The following is a 23,835-nucleotide window of genomic DNA, read 5'->3' on the forward strand; positions in this document are numbered from 1 at the left end:
GATCATCCATCCACGTTCATAAGGCGTGCCGCACGCAATACCGCGCGCAGGATCTCGATATGAGTGCCGCAGCGGCAAAGGTTGCCCGACAGCTCGTTGCGTACCTGGGTTTCACTGGGCTTGGGGTTGCGGTCGAGCAGGGCCTTGGCGGTCATGATCATGCCGTTGAGGCAGTAGCCGCATTGCGCGGCCTGCTCGTCGATGAACGCCTGCTGCACCGGGTGCGGCGCCTGGCGCGTACCCAAGCCTTCAAGGGTGACGATCCTGCGCCCTGATGCACCCGACAGCGGGAACACGCAGGAACGAGCGGCCACGCCATCAATGATCACGGTGCAGGCACCGCACTCCCCCAGGCCACAGCCGTACTTGGGGCCATTGAGTTGCAGGTCGTTGCGCAGTACCAGTAACAGCGGTGTATCCGCCATGGCGCTGACTTCGCTTGTCTGGCCGTTGACCTCAAGCGTTACCGTGATGGGTTGGCTGGTCATTCGCTTCGCCTGTGCCGGTTGATGAAGTGCCTACTACATCAAACAGTCAAAAAAAACGTCGCGGACCTGGGGCCTCGCGACACACTCGACTGGTGAAGTGGCTACTACATCAACACAGAGCAAAAACGATGCCAGCGCAGGTTATTCCTGGGGATCGTCAATCATCTTGCGCAGCAGAAACAGGACCGCCACACGCTCGGCTGGGTTGAGATTGCTCATGGTCAATTCGCTGATCTGGCCCGCACGCGGTGCGGTTTGCGCGACCAGTTCGGCACCGGAGGCAGACAAGTCGACTATTACCTTGCGCTTGTCTGCAGGGTCCGGTTCCAGGGTAATCAGCGCCTTGGCCTTGAGACGTTCGACGATACCGCGGATGGTCGCCTGGTCCACGGCGGTGGCCTTGACCAGTTCAGTGAGGGAGCTTGCACCCTGATCGCGCAACGCACACAGGGTCACGAACTGCACGGCGGTGAGCTGGGAGTCGCCGACATTCTGCTGGAATATCGCCAAGTGGCGCTGGTAGGCCTTGCGCAGCAGGTGGCCGACTTGTTCAGAAAAAACGTAGGAATCAGGCACGGCGGGCTCGGTGGGTGGTGGGTATTGGAAAGGCATGATGGCGGGGTTGGCGGGCGGACTCAAGATGCCCTTGAAGAAACACGCCGAGCCTGTGGGAGGGGGCTTGCTCCCGATGGCGGTGGGTCAGGTATTGATGCATTCACTGACACGCCCTCATCGGGGGCAAGCCCCCTCCCACATTTGGCTCGAGTTATTACCTTTGAACCCCGTGTTTGCTTGGATGAGCTTAAGAGATACCCACGTTAACTGACACACCGCAAAAACTGTGGGAGGGGGCTTGCTCCCGATGGCGGTGGGTCAGGTATTGATGCATTCACTGACACGCCCTCATCGGGGGCAAGCCCCCTCCCACATTTGGCTCGAGTTATTACCTTTGAACCCCGGTGTTTGCTTGGATGAGCCAAGAGATACCCACGTTAACTGACACACCGCAAAAACTGTGGGAGGGGGCTTGCTCCCGATGGCGGTGGGTCAGGTATTGATGCATTCACTGACACGTCCTCATCGGGAGCAAGCCCCCTCCCACATTTGGCTCGAGTTATTACCTTTGAACCCCGGTGTTTGCTTGGATGAGCCAAGAGATACCCACGTTAACTGACACACCGCAAAAACTGTGGGAGGGGGCTTGCTCCCGATGGCGGTGGGTCAGGTATTGATGCACTCACTGACACGCCCTCATCGGGAGCAAGCCCCCTCCCACACTTGGATCTCTATATCTATCAGCTCCCACACGGATACTCAGCGTGCCAGCGATCGCGCTGGCGCGACCACATCGCCACCCAGCACCACCGCCTCATCGTCCAGATACACATCACAGTTGCGCAGCGGGATATCCATATGGCACGGCGTCTTGCGCGTGCCGCCCACCTCGGTATTCGGCCCAGTGGAGAACAGGAAGTTGCCATAGAACGCCCGCGCATCCATGCACATGCCGTCGTTCTTGTCGTGCAAGCCCATGGCCGTCCATTGCGCCCGCGGTTGCAGGCCCCAGCCAATATGGGAGATGCCGTACACCTCGGGGTCGTCGAAGTACTTCATGTAGTCGCTCAGGTACTGCGCCTCGAACCCACCGTGAATCCGCGTAATAAAGCCCTTTTCGATTTCCAGGGTGATCTTTTCACGGGTGTAGGTCTTGAACGGCAACAGGATGTCGCCGATGTCCCGCACCAGCACGCCCTCGGCGGTTTCTTCATTGGGCCAGGAGAACAGGAAGCCGCTGGGCCAGTGGTCCCAGCGCCCCGGTTCATCGGCGAAGCCGTACTCGGTCACCGACGGGTATTGGCCCAAAGCAGCGCGGAAGTCGCTGCCGGCGCGGGACTTGACGTGGATCGAGCGCGCCTTCTTCAGCAGCTGTTCGGCGGCCAGTACACGCACCTTGTCCTCTTCGCTCGGCAGCATGCGTGCCAGCACTTCCGGCGGCTCGACGGCAAGCAGGATGCGCGTGCCGGTCTTGAGGATCTGCTCCTGCTCCGGCGAGTGCAGCAGCATCATGGTGTCGACGATCAAGTCCGCCGCCTCCAGGGCACGCTGGGCGGCAATATTGCCAGTGAGCGCGGTGTCGCCGCAGTAGGCAGTCATGTCGTTGCCCATCGCCCGCGGATGGTTGAACGACGGCAATTCCACCGCATACACCTTGGCCCCCAGGCGCTGCGCCGCATCCATGGCGGCACGCACAGTACGCGGGTCGGAGTAATGGCTCTTGAGCACCGCGACGCTCTGGGTCGGGTCGACCTTGGACAGCTTCAACACGTGTTCAAACATCTGGGTCAGTTCACAGTCGCTTACCGGCATTTTCCTGTCTCCTGAGGGGCTGCACCCTGTTCGGGCAGCGCGCTTCAACTTAGTGCATTTTTATAGCGTATACACCATTTAAGAATGATGAGACCTGATTTGCAGACGGACTGCAAGTGCCAGATAAAAACGTTACCAATCCACACATATTCAATATTTATTAGCCACAGCTGGTTACACCAGCCTATAAATACCAAAAAATAAATTTCCTCACACAGGCTTCCCATTTTAAAAAATGAGCGTATACACTTTAAAAACCTTGCGGACAGACGCCGCCTGAATTCAAAAAAGAGAGGATCACGCCCCATGGGAAGCACACAAAAAATCGCCATAGTCGGCGCCGGCCTGGGCGGTGCCGCTGCGGCCACCTTGTTGCAGCAAGCCGGCTTCAGCGTAGATGTCTACGAACAGGCGCCGGAGTTTTCCCGCTTGGGCGCGGGGATCCACATGGGTCCCAACATCATGAAAATCTTCCGCCGCATGGGCATCGAGAAGCAGCTGGACCTGATGGGCTCGCACCCTGAGCACTGGTTCAGCCGCTGCGGCGAAAGTGGTGATTACCTCTCGCGTATCCCGCTCACCGGCTATGGCGCCTCCTACATCACCGTGCACCGTGGCGACCTGCATGCGTTGCAGATGTCCACGCTGCAGCCCGGCACCCTGCACTTCAACAAGCGCCTGGAAACCCTCGAAGAAACCGATACCCAGGTGCGCCTGACCTTCGCCGACGGCACGGTGACCTATGCCGACATCGTAATCGGCGCCGACGGCATCAATTCGAAGATTCGCGAAGAACTGCTGGGGGTGGAAAAACCTTTGTACAGCGGCTGGGTGGCGCACCGCGCATTGATCCGAGGCGAACAACTGGCCAAGTACGACCTCAAGTTCGAAGACTGCATCAAGTGGTGGACCGAGGATCGCCACATGATGGTCTACTACACCACAGGCAAGCGCGACGAGTACTACTACGTGACCGGCGTACCCCATGCCGAATGGGACTTCCAGGGCGCCTTCGTCGACAGCAGCCGCGAGGAAATGTTCGAAGCCTTCAAGGGCTACCACCCCACCGTGCAGGCGTTGATCGAATCCACCGACAGCGTGACCAAGTGGCCGCTGCGCAACCGCAACCCGCTGCCGCTGTGGAGTCGCGGTCGCCTGGTCTTGCTCGGCGACGCCTGCCACCCGATGAAGCCACACATGGCCCAGGGCGCCGGCATGGCCATCGAAGATGCCGCCATGCTCACCCGCTGCCTGCAGGAAACCGGGATCAGCGACTACCGCAGCGCCTTCGAACTGTATGAAGCCAACCGCAAGGAACGTGCGTCCCGGGTACAAGCGGTGTCCAATGCCAACACCTGGCTACGCACCCAGGAAGACCCGGCCTGGGTGTACGGCTACGACCTGTATGCCCAGGAGCTGAAGTCGGGGGTGGCCGCATGAGTACCTTTCTCCATGGCGGCAACGTGCAGGCCAATGGCATTCGCCAGCACTATCTGCGCTACGGCGGCACAGGCCCGGCGCTGATCCTGATCCCGGGCATCACCAGCCCGGCGATTACCTGGGGTTTCGTCGCCGAGCGCCTGGGTGAGCAGTTCGATACCTATGTGCTGGATGTACGCGGGCGCGGGCTGTCGTCCACCGGGCCGGAACTGGATTACAGCGCCGGCACCTGCGCCGAGGACATTGGCGCATTTGCCGACGCACTGGGCCTGGACAGCTATCACCTGGTCGGCCATTCCATGGGTGCGCGCTTTGCCGTGCACAGTGCGATCAAGCACCCGCAAGGCGTCAACCGCATGGTGTTGATCGACCCGCCGGTGTCCGGTCCTGGCCGGCGGGAATACCCGAGCAGGCTGCCCTGGTATGTCGATTCGATCCGCCAGTCACTGATCGGCATGGATGCCCAGGCGATGCGCGCCTTCTGCGCCACTTGGACCGATGAACAGCTGCAACTGCGCGCCGAGTGGCTGCACACCTGCTACGAACCGGCCATCGTGCGTGCCTTCAATGACTTCCACACGGTGGACTTCCACCAGGACCTGCCCCACCTCAAGGCCCCTGCCCTGCTGATGGTGGCCGGGCGCGGCGGGGTGATCCTCGATGAAGACATCGCCGAAATCCAGGCCCTGCAACCGAGTATCCAGGTCGCGCGCGTGCCGAATGCCGGGCACATGATCCCGTGGGACGACCTTGAGGGCTTTTTCGATGCCCTTGGCGACTTCCTCACCCAACAATAAGGACACCCCCATGCTCAAGCCCTACCGCATCGGCCAGATCGTGCCCAGTTCCAACACCACCATGGAAACCGAGATCCCAGCCATGCTCAACGCGCGCCAGGCGATCCGTCCTGAACGTTTTACCTTCCACTCCAGCCGCATGCGCATGAAGCAAGTGCGCAAGGAAGAACTGGCGGCGATGGATGGCGAGTCCGACCGTTGCGCCATCGAATTGTCAGACGCCAAGGTCGACGTGCTGGGGTACGCCTGCCTGGTGGCGATCATGGCCATGGGCCTGGGCTACCACCGCAACTCCGAACAGCGCCTGCGCCAGGCTACGGCTGACAACGACGCCAATGCCCCGGTGATCACCAGCGCAGGCGCCTTGATTGAAGGCTTGAAGGTGATGGGCGCCAAGCGTATCGCGATTGTTGCGCCCTATATGAAACCGCTGACGGAGCTGGTGGTGAACTACATCCGCGCAGAAGGTTTTGAAGTCGTCGACTGGCGCGCCCTGGAGATCCCGGACAACCTCGAAGTGGCCCGCCACGACCCGGCCAACCTGCCGGCCATCGTTGCCGGCATGAACCTGGAAGGCGTCGACGTGATCGTGCTGTCGGCCTGCGTGCAAATGCAGTCGTTGCCGGTGGTGGCCAAGGTCGAGGCGCAAACCGGCAAACCTGTGCTCACCGCCGCCATCGCCACCACCTACGCCATGCTCAAGGCCCTGGACCTGGAACCCATCGTTCCTGGGGCCGGTGCCCTGCTTTCCGGCGCCTACTGAGGAAATTGAGATGAGTGAACAATCCGCCGACGCCAACTATCAGGGCGTGTGGGGCAACCGCATCGGCTTCGGCAACAAAGCCGCGCTGCTGATGATCGACTTCATGCAGGGCTACACCCGCGAAGGCGCGCCACTGTTCGCGCCCGGCGTGGTCAGCGCCGTGGCTGAAAGCGTCGAACTGCTGGCCTGTGCGCGCCGATACGGGATTGCGGTGGTGCACACTAATATCCGCTACCATCCCGGCCATTTCGCCGACGGCGGTATCTGGGTAAAAAAGGCCCCGGTGATGAAAGACATGATCGAAGGCAACCCACTGGCGGCGTTCTGCACCGAGGTATTGCCCCAGCCTGATGAAGTGGTGATCAGCAAACAGTACGCCAGCGCATTTTTCGGCAGCAGCCTGGCCCCGATGCTGCACGCCCAAGGTATCGATACCGTGGTGCTGGCCGGCTGCTCCACCAGCGGCTGCATCCGCGCAACGGCGGTGGACGCGGTGCAGCACGGGTTCCGCACCATTGTCGTGCGTGAATGCGTCGGCGACCGCCATCCGGCGCCCCACGAAGCCAACCTGTTCGATATCGACAGCAAGTACGGTGATGTGGTGAGCAAGCAGGAGGCGATGCGCCAATTCAAGGAGCAATAAGGTTTCACCCGGAACCGCGCCATAGAGCGCGGTCCTGCACAAAACTGTGAGCCGCCGAGGTTGATAACCTCGGCGCAGCTTTCAGTCTTCTGACACTGCCTTTGGACGTCGCTTTAACAGCACGCCGAAGTGCTGGAACAAAAGCGGCTGTATAAAAACCATAAGTCACCGCCAGGAGACACCCCATGCCCATTGCGAATGCTGTGCCCGCGACTACAGTCGCCGACCCCGTCACCACGCTCTACCACAAGATCACCTGGAAGCTGATCCCGTTCCTGTGTTTCTGTTATCTGGCTGCCTACCTGGACCGCATCAACATCGGCTTCGCCAAGCTGCAGATGCTCGACCAGTTGCACTTCAGCGAAACCGCCTTCGGCCTTGGCGCCGGCTTGTTTTTCGTCGGCTACATCATCTTTGAAGTGCCCAGCAACCTGGTGCTGGAGCGGGTCGGCGCGAAGATCTGGATCGCGCGCATCATGATCACCTGGGGCTTGCTCTCGGCCTGCACCATGCTGGTCACCTCCACCACCCAGTTCTACATCCTGCGTTTTTTGCTCGGTGCCGCCGAAGCCGGTTTCCTGCCGGGGGTGCTGTATTACCTGACCACCTGGTTCCCCACTCACCGGCGTGGGCGCATCATCGCGCTGTTCATGATCGGCCTGCCGCTGTCCAGCGTGATCGGCGGCCCGCTGTCCGGCTGGATCATGGGCCACTTCGACCAGATGGCCGGGCTGCGCGGTTGGCAATGGCTATTCCTGATCGAAGCGGTACCCAGCGTGTTGCTTGGGGCGCTTACATTCTGGGCGCTGCCCAACAGCTACCAGCAAGCCAAATGGCTGTCGGATGAGGAAAAAGCCCTGCTGGAAAACGAGCTGCGCAAAGACGACGCCGATGGCGCCGGCAGCAAGCACAGCTTTCGTGACGGTTTCTTCAACCTCAAGGTGTGGATGCTCGGCGGTATCGACTTCTCGATCCTGCTCAGTGCCTATGCCATGGGCTTCTGGATGCCCACCTTCATCCGCAATGCCGGGGTCACCGACACCTTCCATATCGGCATGCTCACCGCGCTGCCCAGCGTGGCCGCACTGCTCGGCATGCTGCTGATCGGCGCCAGTTCCGACAAGCACCGCGAACGCCGCTGGCACATCATCGTGCCGTTTTTCATCGGCGCAGCGGCGATGGCCACCAGCACTTTCTTCACCCATAACGTAGCTGCCACCGTGGCGTTGTTCGCGATTGCCTCAGCCGCCATCATCGGTGCCGTGCCGGTGTTTTTCAGCCTGCCGGCGACCTTTCTCAAAGGCACTGCCGCGGCCACCGGGTTTGCCCTGGCCTGTTCGGTTGCCAATATCGCGGGCCTGGTGAGCAACTCGCTGATGGGCGTGGCGATCGACCTAACCGGCAGCAGTGCGGGCGCGCTGTGGTTTTTTGCCGGCTGCCTGATGCTCAGCAGTTTGCTGGTGATTGCGCTGCCAGCGAAACTGGTGAACCGTTGAGCGCTTGAGCCGCACACGCCTGCAAGATCTCCAACAGCTTCAGGGCCAGGTCCGTGGCCTGCCCTGGCGTTGCCACATTGGTGAAACCCATCAGCAATCCCTGCCCGCCCCCGGCTTCGAGGGTCCAGCCGGACAAGGGTTGAACGCCCAGGCCGGCCATGTTGGCGGCCTCTGCAACCTGCACATCCGGCACCTGCACGCGCAATCGCGCAAGCAAATTGATCCCGCCGGCCTGCTCATCCACCTGCAGGAACGCTGCACAATGCGCCTGCAGCGCTTGCACCAGCATCGCCCTGCGCTGCGCATACAAGCCGCGCATCTTCTTCAAATGCCGAGTGAAGTGCCCCTGCTCCAGAAAGTCCGCCGCCGTCAGTTGCAGTAGCTGTGCACTGCGCTGCTGCAACACCTTGGCACTGTGCTGAAATGTGTCGATCAATGCCGCCGGCACCACCAGGTAACCCAAGCGCAAACCGGGAAACAGCATCTTGCTGAAGCTGCCGGCATAGATCACCCGGTCATCGGCGTCCTGGCTCTTAAGTGCAGCCAAGGGCTGGCCCTGGTAACGAAACTCGCTGTCATAATCATCCTCGACCACCCAACTGGCCTGCGCCCGAGCCCACCCCAGCAAGGCCCGTCGCCGCGTCGGGCTCAGTGCCACCCCCAGCGGGCTCTGGTGCGCCGGTGTGACGATCGCCAGTCGCGCCTGCTCGCCGCGCTGGATGCCCTGCTGCACATCCAGCCCATCGTGATCCACAGGCACCGGCACCAGCGTCACCCCCTGATGGCGCAACAATTGTCGTGCATGCAGGTAGCCCGGGTCTTCGAACCAGCAAGCCTGTCCCGCCATGCCCAATGCATCGCACAGCAGTGTCAGGCACCCGGCGTAGCCGGCACACACAAACACTTGGCTGGGCGTGCATTCCACGCCGCGGTACAACGCCAGGTAGCTGGCAATCGCCACCCGCAATGCCTGGGCTCCCTGTTCGTCGCCCATCGCCAGGCTGTCGGCATCGATGCGCCGCACTTGCCGGGTGACCAGGCGTGCCCACAATTTACGCGGGAAGGCATCCAGCGCTGGCAAGCCCATTTGCAGTGGGCGCGGCCCGCTGACCAGCGATGGCTGCCTGGGCAATGGCTTTAACTTGACCGGTGCCAGCGTTGCGGCAATCACCGTACCGGCCTGCCCACGGGCCTGGAAAAAACCTTCGCTGACCAGCAACTGATACGCCGCCTCAACGGTACCCCGCGCCACCTTGAGTTCCTGGGCCAGTGCGCGAACCGAAGGGACACGCTCGCCAGGGCGCAGTTGGCCCTGGTCGATAGACAGGCGAAAGCGTCGATAGATTTCCTGGTATTTGGGCAGTGACGGCATCGTATTCAGCTCGTTGGCAAGACGGATGGGAGTCTGATCATGTCCCAACCCACTTGTCCAATCATGCCCCTGTCGACGGGCAACTGCCGCCGCGAAAATGGCGCATCCCCCACACCTACAAGGATCGCACCATGAAACACCGTCTCGATTACGCCCTGGCCGCCCCCGATGGCTACAAAGCGCTGGGCTCCGTGCACAGCTATATCCACCGCTGCGGCCTGGAGAAAGAACTGATCGACCTCGTATACCTGCGGGTCTCGCAGCTCAATGGCTGCGCCTATTGCCTGGACTCCCATTCCCGCGATCTGCTCAAACAGGGGGTGAGCCTGGAAAAGATCATGTTGCTGGCCACCTGGCACGAAGCGCCAGTGCTGTTCACACGCCGTGAAAGCGCGGCGCTGGCCTGGGCCGAGGTAGTCACGCAGGTCGCGCAAAGCCAGGTCCCGGATGCCGACTACGCCGCCGTCGCGGCTGTATTCAGTGACAAGGAAGTCGCCGACCTGACCCTGGCAATTTCCTTGATGAACGCGCTGAACCGCGTCGCCATCAGCTTTCGCAAGGTACCGGCAGCGATCAAGGCGCACCTGGAGAACCTCAACCATGAATGAGCACGTCGAGTTCCAGCTGATGGAAACCGTGGCCGACTGCATGGTCAGTTTCGACATCATGCGACAATTACGTCCGCACCTGACCGACGCCAGCGCCTTCGCCGGGCAGGTCCAGCGCCAACGGGAAAACGGCTACCGCTTGCTGGCCGCCCGCGAGCACGGACGGGTGATTGGCCTGGCCGGTTACCGCCTCACGGAAAATACCCTCTACGGCCGCTTTATCTATGTCGATGACCTGGTCGTGGACGCCTCCCTGCAACGCAGGCGCCTGGGTGAACAGCTACTTGAGCGGGTACGCCAGGCAGCCCGTGCCCTGGGCTATCGTTACCTGGTGCTGGACACCGGCATGCATATGGCCCTGGCCCAGCGTTTCTATTTCCGCCAGGGCTTGCTGCCGCTAGGCATGCACTTTTCCCAGGACCTCAGCCAATGACCCGTGCCCTGTTGCTCAGTTTCAGCCCCCATGGCAAAGCCGCGCAGACGTTCAAGCTGGCCCGCGCCCTGCTCACTGACCTGATGCCCAACGCCCAGGTCAGCGAACGCGACTACGGTAGCCAGGCGTTGCCAGCGCTGACCCGTGAGTACGCCACTGCACTGACGACACCAGGCGGCCTGAATGCCGATGCGATGGCGCTGTCCGAACAGTTGATCGTCGAATTGCAAGCCTGCGAGCTGTTGATCCTCTGTACCCCAGTGCACAATTTCACCGTACCGGCGGCGCTGAAGGCATGGATCGACCACGTGGTGCGCATACACCGCAGCTTTACGCTCAATGAACAGTTCGCCAAAGTCGGCCTGCTGGGGGATCGGCGCACCTTCGTGCTGGTGAGTTCCGGCAATGCGCGCAAGGGGCATGAGCCTGACTTTCTTACGCCCTACCTGACCGCCATCCTGGCCACCGTGGGCATTCACTCCGTGGAGTTCGTCTACCTGGGCGCCATGGTCCGCGGCGAAGCAGCCGTCAACCGTGCCCTGGAGCAGGCACACCGGCAGTTGTCCGCGGCAATCAGCGCTGGCCTATAAGGTGAATGGCGCTAGAATCAGCGCCATTCTTTCGCCTCCGCCCTGACATGAGCCTTCCATGAGCTTTGATTTCGACACCCTCCACTCGCGCCTCGGCACCGGCAGTACCAAGTGGAGCCGTTACTCGCAAGACGTTCTGCCGATGTGGATCGCCGACATGGACATCGCCGCGCCACCCGCCGTATTGCAAGCTCTGCATGCACGACTCGACCAGCAGATCCTCGGCTACAGCATGGCCGGCGACGACGTGCGCGACGCTATCGTCGCCGACCTGTGGGCCAAGTACGCCTGGCGCGTGCAACCTGAAGAGCTGCTGTTCCTGCCCGGCGTCGAACCTGGTTTCAACATGGCCCTGCATGCCTTTGTCCAACCCGGCCAGGCGGTGGTGTTGCAAACCCCCAACTATCGGCCGATTCGCCTGGCCCCCGGCCATTGGGGCCTGCCGCGCATCGAAGTGCCATTTGGACTGATCGACGGCGAATACATCACGCCAATGCCCGCCATGCGCGAGGCATTGAGCGGTGCCGGCGCACTGCTGCTGAGCAACCCGCACAACCCTATCGGCAAGGTCTTCCCCCGCGAAGAACTGCTGGCGGTGGCCAACGCCTGCCTGGAACACGGCGCACTGATCATCAGTGACGAAATCCACGCCGAACTGTGCTTCGACGGCCGCCGCCACATTCCCACCGCCAGCCTCAGCCCCGAGATCTCCCAACGCACCATCACCCTGATGTCGGCGAGCAAGGCGTATAACGTCGCCGGCTTGAAGACTTGCTTTGCCGTGGTGCAGAACGCCGAGCTGCGCGAGCGCTTCAACCAGGCGCGCTGCGGCATGGTCGACAGCGTCAGCCCGCTGGGCCTGGAAGCCACCCGCGCCGCCTACAGCCAATGCGGCGACTGGCTCGCTGCACTGGTGCAGTACCTGCAGGCCAACCGCGACTACCTGCTCGATGCGGTAAAGACCCGCCTGCCCGGCGTGGTGATGCACGCGCCCCAAGGCACCTTCCTGGCGTGGCTCGATTGCAGTGCCCTGGGCCTGGACGACCCGCAGCAGTTTTTCCTGGAACAGGCCAAGGTCGGCTTGAGTGCGGGAATCGAGTTTGGCGATGACAGCCAGCCATTCGTACGCCTGAATTTCGGCTGCCCGCGGGCGATGCTCGAGGAAGGTGTGCGGCGCATGGAAATCAGCTTACAAAAGCGCTGACGCCGGCCGGAACCCCTCCGGGGCTTTTCAACACACACGTGGAGCAGCCGCCCATTGTGCTGTTGAAGACCCCGGAGCCGTCCGCCCATGATCCTGCCGCCCCACACCCAGCCCTCGCCGGTCTGGGATTTCAAACCCATCACCGGCGAAAAACCCGCGGCGATGCCGTCCTACTCGATTTTCGAGCCGGCGCAGCCCCAGGTGACCGATAGCCGCCTTCCCTCGATGGCCCGTCAGAAAGCCGACTACAAGCAACTGTTGCAGGCCACGCACAATGCGCTGCCCAGCGTGCGCGACGAGGCAAAAAAATGGGCTGAAGAAATGCTGCTCAAGTTGACCGGCCTCAACGTAGATGCCGACAAAGTCTTCCTGAATCGCTTCCAGCAAGCACAAAGTGCCAACACTGCCACCGGCTGGGAGCACTTGGGGGAGGAACCGACGATTTCCCAGGCGCTGCCGGACGCGCTGCTCGGCAACTTTAACGAACACGACTCGCTACCGGGCGTGCTTGACCAGCAAGCCGGTTTGTATAAGACGGGCCGTGGGCAAAGCACAAAAGGCGGCTATGGCGCCCATAACCAGTTTGCCCTGGCGCCCTCCCAACTGATGCATGAGAGCTGGAAAAGCGACTTCCAGGCGCACATGACGGGAAAACTCGAGCATTTCTGGCGTGACCATGGCGATGATTACCGCACCTGCCTCAAAGGTGAGTTCGTCTACCAGGCCCGCCAGCAGCTCAAGGGCTACGAGCGAGCCTCGCCCGCCGAACGCGAGCAGATGCCGGCCGAGCAGCGCTTCACCCGGGCAGACTACCGTCTGGTCATGGGCGCGGTCGCCAACTTGCCGCTGGATGAAAACCAAGCCCTGAGCGTCGACCAACTGCGTGCGCAGGCGCCGGTCAAAGGCGTGGTATTGACCCACCTGTTCGATATCAACGGGTTGCCCGCCAACGACATCCTGCGCTTTACCGCCGTCGATGACGGCCCTGCCCGGCAATTGGGTGACCGCCGTGACGGTGTGCAAATCCTCTATATCCCCGGCCATCAACCGGCATTCCTGCGCTTTGACTCCCTGACCGCCATGGACCAATGGGTAGCCGCACAGGGCCGCGACGCCGATAAGCGCAAGGCGCTGCAAGCACACTTCCCCCTCAGGGATCGGCAAGACAACGGCGTCGGGTTCTGGAGCGATATCAAAGCCTTCATCACCGGCGATCATCAATCGAACAAAGGCGTCGACACCGCCCTGAGTTACCTGGGCAGCGGCTACTGGGACAGTCTTGAAGGCACCGTCATCGACAGCGCCAACGTACGTATCCAGGGCGATGTATTCAGCGTGATCAAAGACGCCACGCAACAGCGTATGACCAGCGATGCAGACATCATGATCAAGTCCAACAGCGAGGTCACCCGCGACACCTGGCTCAACGACCTGACAGTGGCAGCGGGGCTGGCCGCCAAATTCGCCGTGATTGGCGAACCGATTGCCGTGGGCGCCGCCGTCGTGACCGGCTTTACCGAGACCCTATTGGGCACTGAAAAAGCCCTCAGCGGCGACACCCAGGCGGAGCGTAGACACGGCGCCATGACGGCATTGGATGGCGCGCTCAACACCTTGTTCTCGGCAGCCGGCGGTACAACCAGGGAGCCGCCCCTTGAACAGCCCAGCACGATAGCTGTGCGCCCGGAGCTGTTCGCCGACGGCCAACAGGCGCTGGTCATCGAACATCCGTTGAGCGCCACTGCTTATACCCTGCCGCGGGCCAACGGCTACGACCTGGTGGACCGCAACCGGGTCTATCGTTACCTTTACAGCAGGCCAGGCGAGCTTACTGACCTGGAGTCAACTGCACACACCGCCCCGCTGGAAGGCTTCGAAGCGTTTTGCCCAGTGCCTGGGCTGGGTGGGCGGGTGCGCCGCGGCGCCAATGATGAATGCTTCGCCAAAGTCATTGCAGACCTGCCCGACGCCGAACGTGCCCTGCAAGCCCTCGAACACGTGCGGTTGTTTCCGTCCAGGGCCGGGCTGTTCAAGCGTGCACGCACGGTGGTCTATGAAAAACGCCTGCACGAATGGGTTGAAGGCGAGACCGGCGCCAAGTTGGTGCCGGTCGCCAATGGCGAGCGCATCACCTACAGGTCACGGGTACAGGGCCAGGTCATCGCCGACCCGGGGTTCGGTTTTTACGCAGGCCACGGCGCGCGCGCTCTCGCTGAAGACACGCGGGTGGTCAAGCTCAACAGTATCAGCAAGGCCAGCGATGACCAACGCCAGGTCATGGGTGTGGTGGTCACCAGTGGCAGCCAGCGATACCTGGTGGTGGAAGCTGACACCGCCGAGTTCTATTACGCACCGCTGGGAAGCGCCCAAACCGGCGATATCACCTTCAAAAAGTGCGGGCCTATGGAGACGGGCCTCGCCCAGGGTTACCGCCAGTTCATGAGCGCTCACCACCCTGTGCAGCTCGTGGATGCGGACTTCATCGCCCTGCCCCCTCTCAAGAAGGTTTACAAGCAGCTGAAGCGCTCAGGTTTTCGCGAAGCTGACATCAATGAGCTTAAACAGCAATGCAAGGGCATGAGCCCTGAACAGCAACGGGAAGTGGCTTACCAATTGCAGCAGGCCAACGCCATCCTGAAACCGGATGTAGCGTTACGCCCCCGCCGTGTCGCCCCCCTGCAAACACCCCCTGGCTTTGCGCAATGGCCGGCGAAACGTCAAAACCAGTTCTATGCCGAGCACGCCAAGGACAGCGTCAATCAGGCCCTCAAGGCCACCGGATTGGGGCCTGGCAACCAGGTACGCTCAGCCACCGATGTGGCCAGGGCTGATGCGGCAACCATTACCTTGGGCTGGTTGCGGCGCACCACTGATCTCAAGGCCCGCCATGCAGGCGACCTGATCATGAAGACCGGCGCAGGCAATTGCGGCGAAATGGCGATCCTGGCCAGGGAAATTCTCCACAAGAGTGGCGCCAGGGCCGCCGAATGGCATGCAGGCAATGCGCACGCTTTCACCGTCGTCGGAGGCCCGACAGGTCCTGTGAAGCCCACCGTGCAGAACCCGCCTGGGCCAACGCCTGGGTTGTCGATCCATGGGCTGATATCGCCTGCCCGGCCTCCGACTACATAGCTCAATTGAAGGCAACCATGGCCAAATGGGACAAGGCCGGCTGGAAAATCCGAGAAGGTATCAAGCGCAATATGAGCCCCTTGGACCCGGACTGGCTGGACAAGCTCATCAACCAGCCCAAGCAGCCCTACGGCTCGCAGGTGGATACCGTCACGCCAGTGATCGCCCGATTCCCGCTCAGGCCGACCAATACCGTGCATGTCCCCATGGGTGAATCGGCGACCTTGAACACCGGCAACGAGGCGCTTTCCACCCGCAGCCTCACCGACTGCTCGGCCATTGCCGTGCTTACCGACTGGGACGGTACTCGCTACCAGACCCGCACGCTGATGCACGTCACCGGCAGTAACCTGGAACTGGGCCTGCGGGGTAATACCCAGGCACTGCTGGACCAATTGCAAGCATCCTTGAACAATGGCGGGCGCGTTATCTTGGTGGGAGGCATCAGTTCAGACTCCCTGCAAGGCATGGCCACCACTATCGGGCAATCGTTCCAGGGCGGGCAACCGCTCAGAGACTTGCTCCAAGCGCGAGCGGGCGTCTCAGTGACACTTGCCAGTTCCCTGGGCATCACCATCAATGCCGATGGCACGTTTGAGCTGATCGAAGGCAGCGGCAAGGGCGTATTTCCCGTGGATCAAGTCAGGGAGATTTTCGATCGGGTTGATTGACGAGCAGCGCTACGCCCCCTACCTGCGCTGTCCGCCTACGGCAACGCCTACAACTTGGCGATGGACACTTCAGTGGACTTCACAAAAGCGATCACTTCACTGCCTACTTTCAATTCCAAGTCACGCACAGAGCGCGTGGTAATGACGGACGTCACAATCCCGGACGCGGTCTGCACGTCGATTTCCGACACCACTTCCCCCAGCAGGATCTCCTTGATCACGCCCTTGAACTGGTTGCGCACGTTGATCGCTTTGATGGTCATGTCGGCTTTCCTTTTGGCTGTTGGGTCAATCCGCACGAATGCGCAGGCCCTCAAAATGCGCTGCACGCAGGAATATTAAAAGGAATAAATAACTATTTATCTATTCCTTATAGATATATATGACATGCCAGCCCCGCATGCTGGTGATCGCCGATCCGGTAGTGAACAGCGACCTATCAACGCACATCTTGTGCGTTGACCAACCTTGTTACACCCCATATAGTGTGCCCACAAACAGAACAGACCACTACATAGTGTGCAGTATCGGTATTTACCGACCACACTACGCGCAGTATTTCAATGCCTAGTAGCCTGCAAACCGCACATTTTTTTGCACGGTTTTACACACCGTCGGAACAGATCAGGAAGGAGTATTTCAATGCTGAGTTGGGATGAAGTCGACAACGAAGACACCGGTGCAGCGGTGATCAAGGGCGCCAACGCCGGCCATGCGAGCGAAGCCAACATGGACCGCCTCGACGGTGCCGGCGCCGCCGCCGCCATCGAAGCCCGCGCCGTCACTGCCAGTGATTCGGCCGCCATCGTGCGCGCCAAGGCTGCCCTGGACAAACTCGACGTCGCCGAAGGCCTCGCCGAACTCGAAGGCGCCTCCGCCCGCGTCGCCGTCGACGAAAAGCGCATGATCAACTGCCGCGCCGACCTCAACCAACTGGTGCCTTTCAAGTACGACTGGGCCTGGCAGAAATACCTCGACGGCTGCGCCAACCACTGGATGCCGCAAGAGGTCAACATGACCGCCGACATCGCCCTGTGGAAAAACCCCGAAGGCCTGACCGACGACGAACGCCGCATCGTCATGCGTAACCTCGGCTTCTTCTCCACCGCCGACTCGTTGGTCGCCAACAACCTGGTGCTGGCCGTGTACCGCCTGATCACCAACCCGGAATGCCGCCAGTACATCCTGCGCCAAGCCTTCGAAGAAGCGATCCACACCCACGCCTACCAGTACTGCATCGAATCGTTGGCCATGGATGAAGGCGAGATCTTCAACATGTACCACGAGATTCCATCGGTCGCTAAAAAAGCCGCCTGGGGCCTGAAGTACACCCGCTCGATCTCCGATCCGAAGTTCGAAACCGGCACCGTCGACACCGACAAGGAACTGCTGCGCAACCTGGTCGCCTACTACTGCGTGCTGGAAGGCATCTTCTTCTACTGCGGCTTCACCCAGATCCTGTCCATGGGCCGCCGCAACAAAATGACCGGCGTGGCCGAGCAGTTCCAGTACATCCTGCGCGACGAGTCGATGCACCTGAACTTCGGTATCGATGTGATCAACCAGATCAAAATCGAAAACCCGCACTTGTGGGATGCCGAGATGAAGGAAGAAGCGACCCAGATGATCCTGCAAGGGACTCAGTTGGAGATCGAATACGCTCGTGACACCATGCCTCGCGGCGTGTTGGGCATGAACGCGGTGATGATGGAGGACTACCTCAAGTTCATTGCTAACCGTCGGTTGTCGCAGATTGGTTTGAAGGAAGAGTACCCAGGCACGACTAACCCGTTCCCGTGGATGAGCGAGATCATGGATTTGAAGAAAGAGAAGAACTTCTTCGAAACCCGCGTGATCGAGTACCAAACTGGCGGCGCGTTGAGCTGGGATTGATTCAACAGATCACATTTATGCCCAATCAAACCATCAAGACCCCTTGCGTCGGGCTGTGCTCCACCGTCTACGGTGACTTGGTCTGTCGGGGCTGCAAGCGTTATCACCACGAAGTGATCCAGTGGAATGGCTACAACGCCGAGGAAAAACAGGCGGTGTGGCTGCGCCTCGAACAATTGCTGGTGCAGGTAATGGCCAGCAAGCTGGAAGTCTTCGACCCGCAGCGCCTGCGCCAACAGTTGGAAGCGCGCAAGATTCGCTTTATGCCGCACCAGTCGCCGTATTGCTGGGCGTACCAGCTGATTGCCCGGGGTGCGCGGGTGATTTCCAAGCTGGACGCCTACGGATTGGCATTGTTGCCGGAGTTTCGCGAACGCCACCTGGCGGAGCTGCGGGATGCGATAGACCGGGAGTTTTTCCTGCTGTCCGAGGCGCATTACGAGCGCTATATCGCCCCGGTCTTCCTGAAAGACGCATTCGGCGGCCCGACCCTGATTGCCACGCTCTAACTAACACCAGGAACCAATGTGGGAGGGGGCTTGCTCCCGATAGCGATGTGTCAGTAACAAATAAACTGACTGATCCACCGCTATCGGGAGCAAGCCCCCTCCCACATTGGATCTACGTCAATCAGCAAGCCCACGGCGATCCTGACCCAGACCAAAAAAGCCACGTTGTGCCCACGCCCCCCGCAAACCCCACGATTGTGTTTAAAATGCCGGCCGCTCGCTGACTGACGCTAAACGATGACCCCAGAAGCACTCGCTACCTTGCACGCCCACCTGCTCACCACCCTGGCCGACGCGCCGGTGGAAACCCGGCGCCTGTTCCATGGCCGTGGCCGCTGCTGGCCGGGGTTGGAACAACTGACAGTGGATTGGCTGCAAGGCGTTGTGCTGGTGGCCTTGTTCAAGGAAACCGAGCAACTGGAAGCCTTGAGGCAGATGCTGCTGCAGATCGACTGGGCCGGCGTTGGTGTACGTACCGTGGCCCTGCAACATCGTTACCTGCCGCAAAGCACCACCGAGTGGCTGGTGGGCGATGCCATTGACGAGCTGACCATCACCGAAGGCGGCCTGCGCTATTTGATCGACCTGGGTAGAAAACAGAACAGCGGGCTGTTCCTCGACATGCGCTACGGGCGCAACTGGGTGCGTGAACAGGCCAAGGGCCAACGCGTGCTCAACTTGTTCGCCTATACCTGTGGCTTCTCGGTGGCTGCCATCGAGGGCGGCGCTGACCATGTGGTGAACCTGGACATGGCCCGTGGCGCGCTCAGCCGGGGTCGCGACAATCATCGCCTGAATGGGCATGACTTGGGCAAAGTCACCTTCCTGGGCCACGACCTGTTCAAGTCGTGGGCAAAGGTCACCCACAGCGGCCCCTATGACTTGGTAATCATCGACCCACCGTCGTTCCAGAAAGGCAGCTTCCTGCTGACCAAGGACTACCAGCGTGTGCTACGGCGCTTGCCGGATCTGCTCACGGCACAAGGTACAGTGCTGGCGTGCATGAACGATCCGGCGTTCGGCGAAGACTTCCTGATCGACGGCGTAACCCGCGAAGCACCGGGCCTGCGCTTTGTGCAGCGCCTGGAAAACCCACCGGAATTCCCCGACATTGACCCGCAGAGTGGCTTGAAGGCACTGGTATTCCGTCAGGGTTGATGCCGAAATGTCCTACCCTTGCTACCCTAACGGATACGCCGGGGTGGTGAACCTTATCCCCCCCTTCCCGGTCGATACCTGCATTCCTGGCCAGACTCGACGGCGTTACGTTGTCGGCTGCCCCGTTTGACCTTTTGGAGAACCGCCCGTGATATCGACCCTGCATGTAGCCAGACTCAAAGCCTGGGGCGCCCACGGCTTTACCGCCACCGGTGTGGTATTGGCCTTCCTGGCCACCCTGGCGCTGCTGGAAAACTCCCCCAAGGCATGCCTGCTGTGGCTGGGTCTGGCACTGGTGGTGGATGGCGTCGATGGCTCCCTCGCGCGACGGGTCAACGTCAGCACGGTGCTGCCCAGCTTTGACGGCTCGGTGCTGGACCTGGTGATCGATTACCTCACCTACGTATTTATCCCCGCGCTGTTTATCTACCGTTATATCGACCTGCCGGAGTTCACCCACCTGTTCACCGTGTCGGTGATTCTGGTGTCGTCGCTGTTCTGCTTCTGCAACGTGAACATGAAAAGCAAGGACAACTACTTCGTCGGCTTCCCCGCTGCCTGGAACGTGGTCGCCCTGTGCGTGTACATCATTCAGCCTGACGCCTGGGTCACCTTGCTGACCGTGATCGGCCTGGCATTGCTGACCGTGACACCGATGAAGTTTTTGCACCCGTTCCGGGTCAAGCGCTTCATGCCGATCAATATCGCGGTGACCACGATCTGGCTGTTGTGCAGCTTCCTGATGGTGGTGGACTACCCCAACACCAATCCCTGGACGTTTGGCTTATGGTCGCTGATGTCGGCGTACTTCCTGGGGATTTGCATCTGGCGCACGGCGCTGGAGTGGATCGGAACCCACAAATAACCAAGCGGACACGGTAAAAATGTGGGAGGGGCCTGCCCCCTCCCACATTTGGTTATGCGTGCATTCGGCAGGTAAGATGGCAGCCTTTCGCATAGCGCCCCCCAACAATAAGCCCTGCCCATGCCCTTCGAACTCAGTGTTGACCTCACCACCCTGGCCATCCTGGCCGTCGTCGCCTTTATCGCCGGTTTCATCGACGCCATTGCCGGCGGTGGCGGCTTGCTGACCACCCCCGCGCTGCTCACCGCCGGCATGCCGCCTCATCTGGTACTGGGCACCAACAAACTCAGCTCCACCTTCGGCTCGGCTACCGCCAGTTTCACCTTCTACCGCCGCAAGCTGTTCCACCCGCGCCAATGGGTGCACGCCATCGTCGGCACCTTGGTCGGCGCGTTGACTGGCGCAGTGGTCGCCCACTACCTGCCCGCCGAGGCGTTGAACAAGATGCTGCCGGTGATTGTCTTCGCCTGCGGCGTGTACCTGTTGTTCGGCGGCACGCCAAAGGCGCCACTGGACGTGGATGCGCCGATCAAGAAGAAGTGGCAAGCCACCCAGGGTTTTGGCCTGGGCTTCTACGACGGCGTGGCCGGCCCCGGCACCGGGGCGTTCTGGACCGTCAGCACCATGCTCTTGCACCCCATCGACCTGGTAAAGGCCAGCGGCGTGGCGCGCAGCATGAACTTCGTCAGCAACGCGGCGGCGCTGACGGTGTTTATCATCAATGGCTCGGTGGATTGGATTGTCGGCCTGGCGATGGGTGTGTCGGTGATGGGTGGCGCATTCTTTGGCGCCCGCAGCGCGATCAGCGGCGGCGCCAAATTCATTCGCCCGGTGTTTATCACCGTGGTCCTCGGCCTGACGGTGCGCCTAGCCTGGCAGCACTGGTTCAGCGTGGCCTAGGCGGCGGGCCACGTAGAGGTCGATCAAGTAGCGGGCAATCGAACGTGACGCCGGCAACGGTGGCAGCTCATGGATATTGAACCACTGCGCGTCTTCGATCTCGTCGGCCTGGGGCACGATATCGCCACCGGCGTACTCGGCATGAAAGCCCAGCATCATTGAATGGGGAAACGGCCAGCACTGGCTGCCCATGTACTCGATGTTCTTGACCTCCACCTGCACCTCTTCGCGCACTTCGCGGATCAGGCAGTCTTCGGCGGACTCACCCGGTTCGGCAAAGCCGGCCAAGGTGCTGTAGACCCCGGTCACAAAGCGTGGCGAGCGTGCCAGCAGAATCTCATCGCCACGGGTCACCAGCACGATCATGCTCGGCGAAATCCGTGGGTAGCTGCGCAGGTCACAGGCCTGGCAGTACATCGCCCGTTCCCGCGGCACCTGGACCATGGCCTGGCCGCAACTCCCGCAGAACCGATGCTCTCGCGCCCAGGTGCCGATCTGTGCGGCGTAGCCCAGCACCTTGTACAGGGTGTGATCGCCTTGCAGCATGAAGCCGCGCAGGCCTTGCCAACTGCACCCGGGAACCTCTGCCGGCGCATTGAGCTCCAGCAGGTACACCGGCTCGCCGTCGAGGTGGCCAATGCCGTGCTCGGCAAACACCGACAGGTCCTGGCGCTTAAGCCATTCACGCGGGAACAGCGGGCCATTGGTGTCGTGCAAAAAGCCCTCGCGGCTGCGGGCAACAGCCCAGCCGCCCGGGGTGTCGTTGTCCAGCAGCGTTGTGGTAATCCAGCCTGGGGTCATGTCAGTCAATCCACGAATTCGGGTTTCTGCTTGCTCATATGGGCCGCGATGGCCACGCGCAGGTCGTTGGATTGCAACATAGCCGAGTTCCAGGTGGCAACGTATTCCAGGCCGTCATTGACTGTGTGGTCACGCATGTAACTGATCATAGCTTTGGTGCCGGTCACGGCGATCGGCGACTTGGCCGCGATTTCATGGGCGATTTCCATAACGCCGGCCAGCAGGCTGTCCTGATCGGCATACACGCGATTGACCAGGCCGATGCTGCGCGCTTCTTCGGCGCCAAACTGGCGACCGGTGTAGGCCAGCTCACGCAGCATACCGTCGCCGATGATGCGCGGCAGGCGTTGCAAAGTGCCCACGTCGGCGGCCATGCCGATGTCGATTTCCTTGATCGAGAATTGCGCGTCCTCGGCGGCGTAACGCATGTCGCAGGCACTGATCAGGTCGATGGCGCCGCCGATGCAATAACCCTGGATCGCCGCCAGCACCGGCTTGCGGCAGTTGTCGACCGCATTGAACGAAGCTTGCAGCTCGAGGATCTTGCGCCGCAGCAGGCGTGCGTTGCGTCCCACGTCCTTGCCAAACTCATTGGCCACCGAGGCCAGCAGCATCAGGTCGATACCCGAGGAAAAGTGCTTGCCATTGCCGCTGAGCACCACGACGCGCACGGCATCGGTATCTTCGACCCATTGGAAGATCTCGATGATTTCGCTCCAGAACGCCGCGTTCATGGCGTTGATCTTTTCCGGGCGATTGATCTGCACATGGGCAACGTTGCCGCTGAGTTCGACAACGAAGGCTTGGTATTCGGACATGGCAGTGATCCCTGACTGGCGATTGAGAAAGCCCAGACTATATCAAGGGTGTGCCACGGCGCATCGGCCAAAAGCGGGACCGGCCGCGCAAAAGACGCTGGATAAAATGCCGCGTACACGCCATCCTGCGCGCTTTAAGCCGCCTGACCCGCGGCGTTCGACGCTCGAAGGATATGCCATGCACGCCCAGCCCCTCACATGCGCCGATTTAGACCTGATCGACGAAACCCTGCTCAAGTACGGCGATGACCATTCGGTGCTGAACCTGGCCGAACTCGATGGCTACTTCACCGCCCTGGTGTCCGGCCCGGCCCAGGTTGACGTGGCTCAATGGTTCCCAGCCATCTGGGGTGGGCAGAACCCGGAATGGGAAAGCATGGACGAGGCCCAGGGTTTTCTTGAACTGTGCGTGCGCCATATGAATACCCTGGCCGCCCAGTTGGCCAGCGATTCCCAGGCGTTCAAGGCGCGTTTCGATGAAACCGAGCATCAGGGCCAGGCGGTGACCCTTGCCGAGGAATGGTGCTTTGGCTACGTGCGAGGCGTGACGATCGGTAACTGGCCTGAATTGCCCGTCGAACAAGCCGGGCAATTGGAGAAAATCTCCTGGTGCGCTGAGCAGGACAATTTCGAATTGCCGGTGGACCTGGATGTAGACGCCCATCAACAGCAGGTCAGCGCTATCGAGCCGGCTGCGCGGACGCTACATGACTACTGGCTGAGCCAGCGCTGAGGCGGGCTTATTTCGTCTACAAACGCTAGCCGCAGACCTGTGGGAGGGGACCACTAAAAAGTCATGCCGATCACCAGCTCACTCGACAAACATGGCGTGTTTGCCTGATTATTCGGGTCCGCACGTCGGCCACTCCATGCCATCTCGCCTTGAC

At 61.0% G+C, this 23,835-nt stretch carries 24 protein-coding genes; 17 read left to right on the forward strand and 7 right to left on the reverse strand.

Annotated features, from left to right (window positions below; translation table 11 throughout):
• Positions 1-2: 2 nt before the first annotated feature.
• The 3 genes from BLU48_RS11335 to BLU48_RS11350 all read right to left on the reverse strand — a co-directional run bounded on the left by BLU48_RS11335 (position 3) and on the right by BLU48_RS11350 (position 2,855).
• A complete protein-coding gene (locus BLU48_RS11335; RefSeq protein ID WP_057022416.1) occupies positions 3-488 on the reverse strand; it encodes a (2Fe-2S)-binding protein in 486 nt (161 codons plus the stop codon).
• A 141-nt stretch (positions 489-629) separates the two neighbouring features.
• Complete coding sequence (locus BLU48_RS11340; protein WP_082636639.1) at positions 630-1,064, reverse strand: MarR family winged helix-turn-helix transcriptional regulator; 435 nt, start codon at positions 1,062-1,064, stop codon at positions 630-632.
• 738 nt (positions 1,065-1,802) lie between these two features.
• The gene (locus BLU48_RS11350; protein WP_057022419.1) at positions 1,803-2,855 is read right to left on the reverse strand and encodes a 2,5-dihydroxypyridine 5,6-dioxygenase; all 1,053 of its coding nucleotides are present in this window, start codon (positions 2,853-2,855) and stop codon (positions 1,803-1,805) included.
• 306 nt (positions 2,856-3,161) lie between these two features.
• On the opposite strand from BLU48_RS11350, the gene BLU48_RS11355 reads away from it, so the two are divergent.
• The 5 genes from BLU48_RS11355 to BLU48_RS11375 all read left to right on the forward strand — a co-directional run bounded on the left by BLU48_RS11355 (position 3,162) and on the right by BLU48_RS11375 (position 7,994).
• Positions 3,162-4,295: an FAD-dependent monooxygenase gene (locus tag BLU48_RS11355; protein ID WP_057022420.1), complete on the forward strand. Its 1,134-nt coding sequence runs from the start codon at positions 3,162-3,164 to the stop codon at positions 4,293-4,295.
• Positions 4,292-5,092 (forward strand): alpha/beta fold hydrolase, encoded by an 801-nt coding sequence (locus tag BLU48_RS11360; RefSeq protein ID WP_057022421.1) that lies wholly within the window; start codon positions 4,292-4,294, stop codon positions 5,090-5,092. Before BLU48_RS11355 ends, BLU48_RS11360 begins: the two co-directional genes overlap by 4 nt.
• A gap of 10 nt (positions 5,093-5,102) precedes the next feature.
• The gene (locus BLU48_RS11365) at positions 5,103-5,855 is read left to right on the forward strand and encodes a maleate cis-trans isomerase family protein (RefSeq protein ID WP_043049871.1); all 753 of its coding nucleotides are present in this window, start codon (positions 5,103-5,105) and stop codon (positions 5,853-5,855) included.
• 10 nt (positions 5,856-5,865) lie between these two features.
• Positions 5,866-6,498, forward strand: coding sequence for an N-carbamoylsarcosine amidohydrolase (locus BLU48_RS11370; RefSeq protein ID WP_057022422.1), 633 nt, complete (start codon positions 5,866-5,868; stop codon positions 6,496-6,498).
• Positions 6,499-6,683: 185 nt separating this feature from the next.
• The gene (locus BLU48_RS11375) at positions 6,684-7,994 is read left to right on the forward strand and encodes an MFS transporter (RefSeq protein WP_057022423.1); all 1,311 of its coding nucleotides are present in this window, start codon (positions 6,684-6,686) and stop codon (positions 7,992-7,994) included.
• On the opposite strand, the gene pdxR is transcribed toward BLU48_RS11375, so the two are convergent.
• Positions 7,945-9,366 (reverse strand): MocR-like pyridoxine biosynthesis transcription factor PdxR, encoded by a 1,422-nt coding sequence (pdxR, locus tag BLU48_RS11380; protein ID WP_057022424.1) that lies wholly within the window; start codon positions 9,364-9,366, stop codon positions 7,945-7,947. The genes BLU48_RS11375 and pdxR overlap by 50 nt on opposite strands.
• Before the next feature lie 131 nt (positions 9,367-9,497).
• On the opposite strand from pdxR, the gene BLU48_RS11385 reads away from it, so the two are divergent.
• The 6 genes from BLU48_RS11385 (at position 9,498) to BLU48_RS11410 (ending at position 16,004) form a co-directional block, all read left to right on the forward strand.
• Positions 9,498-9,974 (forward strand): carboxymuconolactone decarboxylase family protein, encoded by a 477-nt coding sequence (locus tag BLU48_RS11385; RefSeq protein ID WP_056845868.1) that lies wholly within the window; start codon positions 9,498-9,500, stop codon positions 9,972-9,974.
• A complete protein-coding gene (locus tag BLU48_RS11390; RefSeq protein WP_057022425.1) occupies positions 9,967-10,407 on the forward strand; it encodes a GNAT family N-acetyltransferase in 441 nt (146 codons plus the stop codon). Before BLU48_RS11385 ends, BLU48_RS11390 begins: the two co-directional genes overlap by 8 nt.
• Entirely contained in the window at positions 10,404-10,997 is a 594-nt protein-coding gene (locus BLU48_RS11395) for an FMN-dependent NADH-azoreductase (protein ID WP_057022426.1), read from the forward strand. The genes BLU48_RS11390 and BLU48_RS11395 overlap by 4 nt, the downstream gene beginning before the upstream one ends.
• Positions 10,998-11,055: 58 nt before the next feature.
• The gene (locus tag BLU48_RS11400; protein WP_057022427.1) at positions 11,056-12,201 is read left to right on the forward strand and encodes a MalY/PatB family protein; all 1,146 of its coding nucleotides are present in this window, start codon (positions 11,056-11,058) and stop codon (positions 12,199-12,201) included.
• A gap of 87 nt (positions 12,202-12,288) precedes the next feature.
• Complete coding sequence (locus BLU48_RS11405; RefSeq protein ID WP_057022428.1) at positions 12,289-15,333, forward strand: dermonecrotic toxin domain-containing protein; 3,045 nt, start codon at positions 12,289-12,291, stop codon at positions 15,331-15,333.
• Positions 15,334-15,350: 17 nt separating this feature from the next.
• Positions 15,351-16,004 (forward strand): hypothetical protein, encoded by a 654-nt coding sequence (locus tag BLU48_RS11410; RefSeq protein ID WP_057022429.1) that lies wholly within the window; start codon positions 15,351-15,353, stop codon positions 16,002-16,004.
• A 47-nt stretch (positions 16,005-16,051) separates the two neighbouring features.
• Here BLU48_RS11410 and BLU48_RS11415 read toward each other — a convergent pair whose 3' ends face one another.
• Positions 16,052-16,267, reverse strand: a complete 216-nt coding sequence (locus BLU48_RS11415) for a TOBE domain-containing protein (RefSeq protein WP_003173733.1) — start codon at positions 16,265-16,267, stop codon at positions 16,052-16,054.
• A gap of 379 nt (positions 16,268-16,646) precedes the next feature.
• On the opposite strand from BLU48_RS11415, the gene BLU48_RS11420 reads away from it, so the two are divergent.
• The 5 genes from BLU48_RS11420 (at position 16,647) to BLU48_RS11440 (ending at position 21,329) form a co-directional block, all read left to right on the forward strand.
• Positions 16,647-17,897, forward strand: coding sequence for a ribonucleotide-diphosphate reductase subunit beta (locus BLU48_RS11420; protein WP_057022430.1), 1,251 nt, complete (start codon positions 16,647-16,649; stop codon positions 17,895-17,897).
• A 17-nt stretch (positions 17,898-17,914) separates the two neighbouring features.
• Complete coding sequence (locus BLU48_RS11425; protein WP_057022687.1) at positions 17,915-18,406, forward strand: DUF1289 domain-containing protein; 492 nt, start codon at positions 17,915-17,917, stop codon at positions 18,404-18,406.
• 237 nt (positions 18,407-18,643) lie between these two features.
• Complete coding sequence (locus BLU48_RS11430; protein ID WP_046067980.1) at positions 18,644-19,564, forward strand: class I SAM-dependent methyltransferase; 921 nt, start codon at positions 18,644-18,646, stop codon at positions 19,562-19,564.
• 148 nt (positions 19,565-19,712) lie between these two features.
• Complete coding sequence (gene pcsA / locus BLU48_RS11435) at positions 19,713-20,429, forward strand: phosphatidylcholine synthase (RefSeq protein WP_057022431.1); 717 nt, start codon at positions 19,713-19,715, stop codon at positions 20,427-20,429.
• 120 nt (positions 20,430-20,549) lie between these two features.
• Positions 20,550-21,329 (forward strand): TSUP family transporter, encoded by a 780-nt coding sequence (locus tag BLU48_RS11440; protein ID WP_056845863.1) that lies wholly within the window; start codon positions 20,550-20,552, stop codon positions 21,327-21,329.
• Here BLU48_RS11440 and nudC read toward each other — a convergent pair.
• Together nudC and BLU48_RS11450 are read right to left on the reverse strand one after the other, a co-directional pair.
• On the reverse strand, positions 21,297-22,130 hold the full coding sequence (gene nudC, locus BLU48_RS11445; RefSeq protein ID WP_057022432.1) for an NAD(+) diphosphatase: 834 nt from the start codon (positions 22,128-22,130) through the stop codon (positions 21,297-21,299). The genes BLU48_RS11440 and nudC overlap by 33 nt on opposite strands.
• Positions 22,131-22,135: 5 nt before the next feature.
• Positions 22,136-22,948, reverse strand: a complete 813-nt coding sequence (locus BLU48_RS11450; protein WP_057022433.1) for a crotonase/enoyl-CoA hydratase family protein — start codon at positions 22,946-22,948, stop codon at positions 22,136-22,138.
• Between the two features lie 178 nt (positions 22,949-23,126).
• On the opposite strand from BLU48_RS11450, the gene BLU48_RS11455 reads away from it, so the two are divergent.
• The gene (locus BLU48_RS11455; protein ID WP_057022434.1) at positions 23,127-23,681 is read left to right on the forward strand and encodes a UPF0149 family protein; all 555 of its coding nucleotides are present in this window, start codon (positions 23,127-23,129) and stop codon (positions 23,679-23,681) included.
• Positions 23,682-23,835: the final 154 nt, after the last annotated feature.

It is taken from the genome of Pseudomonas synxantha (genome assembly GCF_900105675.1).
GTDB classification, from domain to species: domain Bacteria; phylum Pseudomonadota; class Gammaproteobacteria; order Pseudomonadales; family Pseudomonadaceae; genus Aquipseudomonas; species Aquipseudomonas synxantha.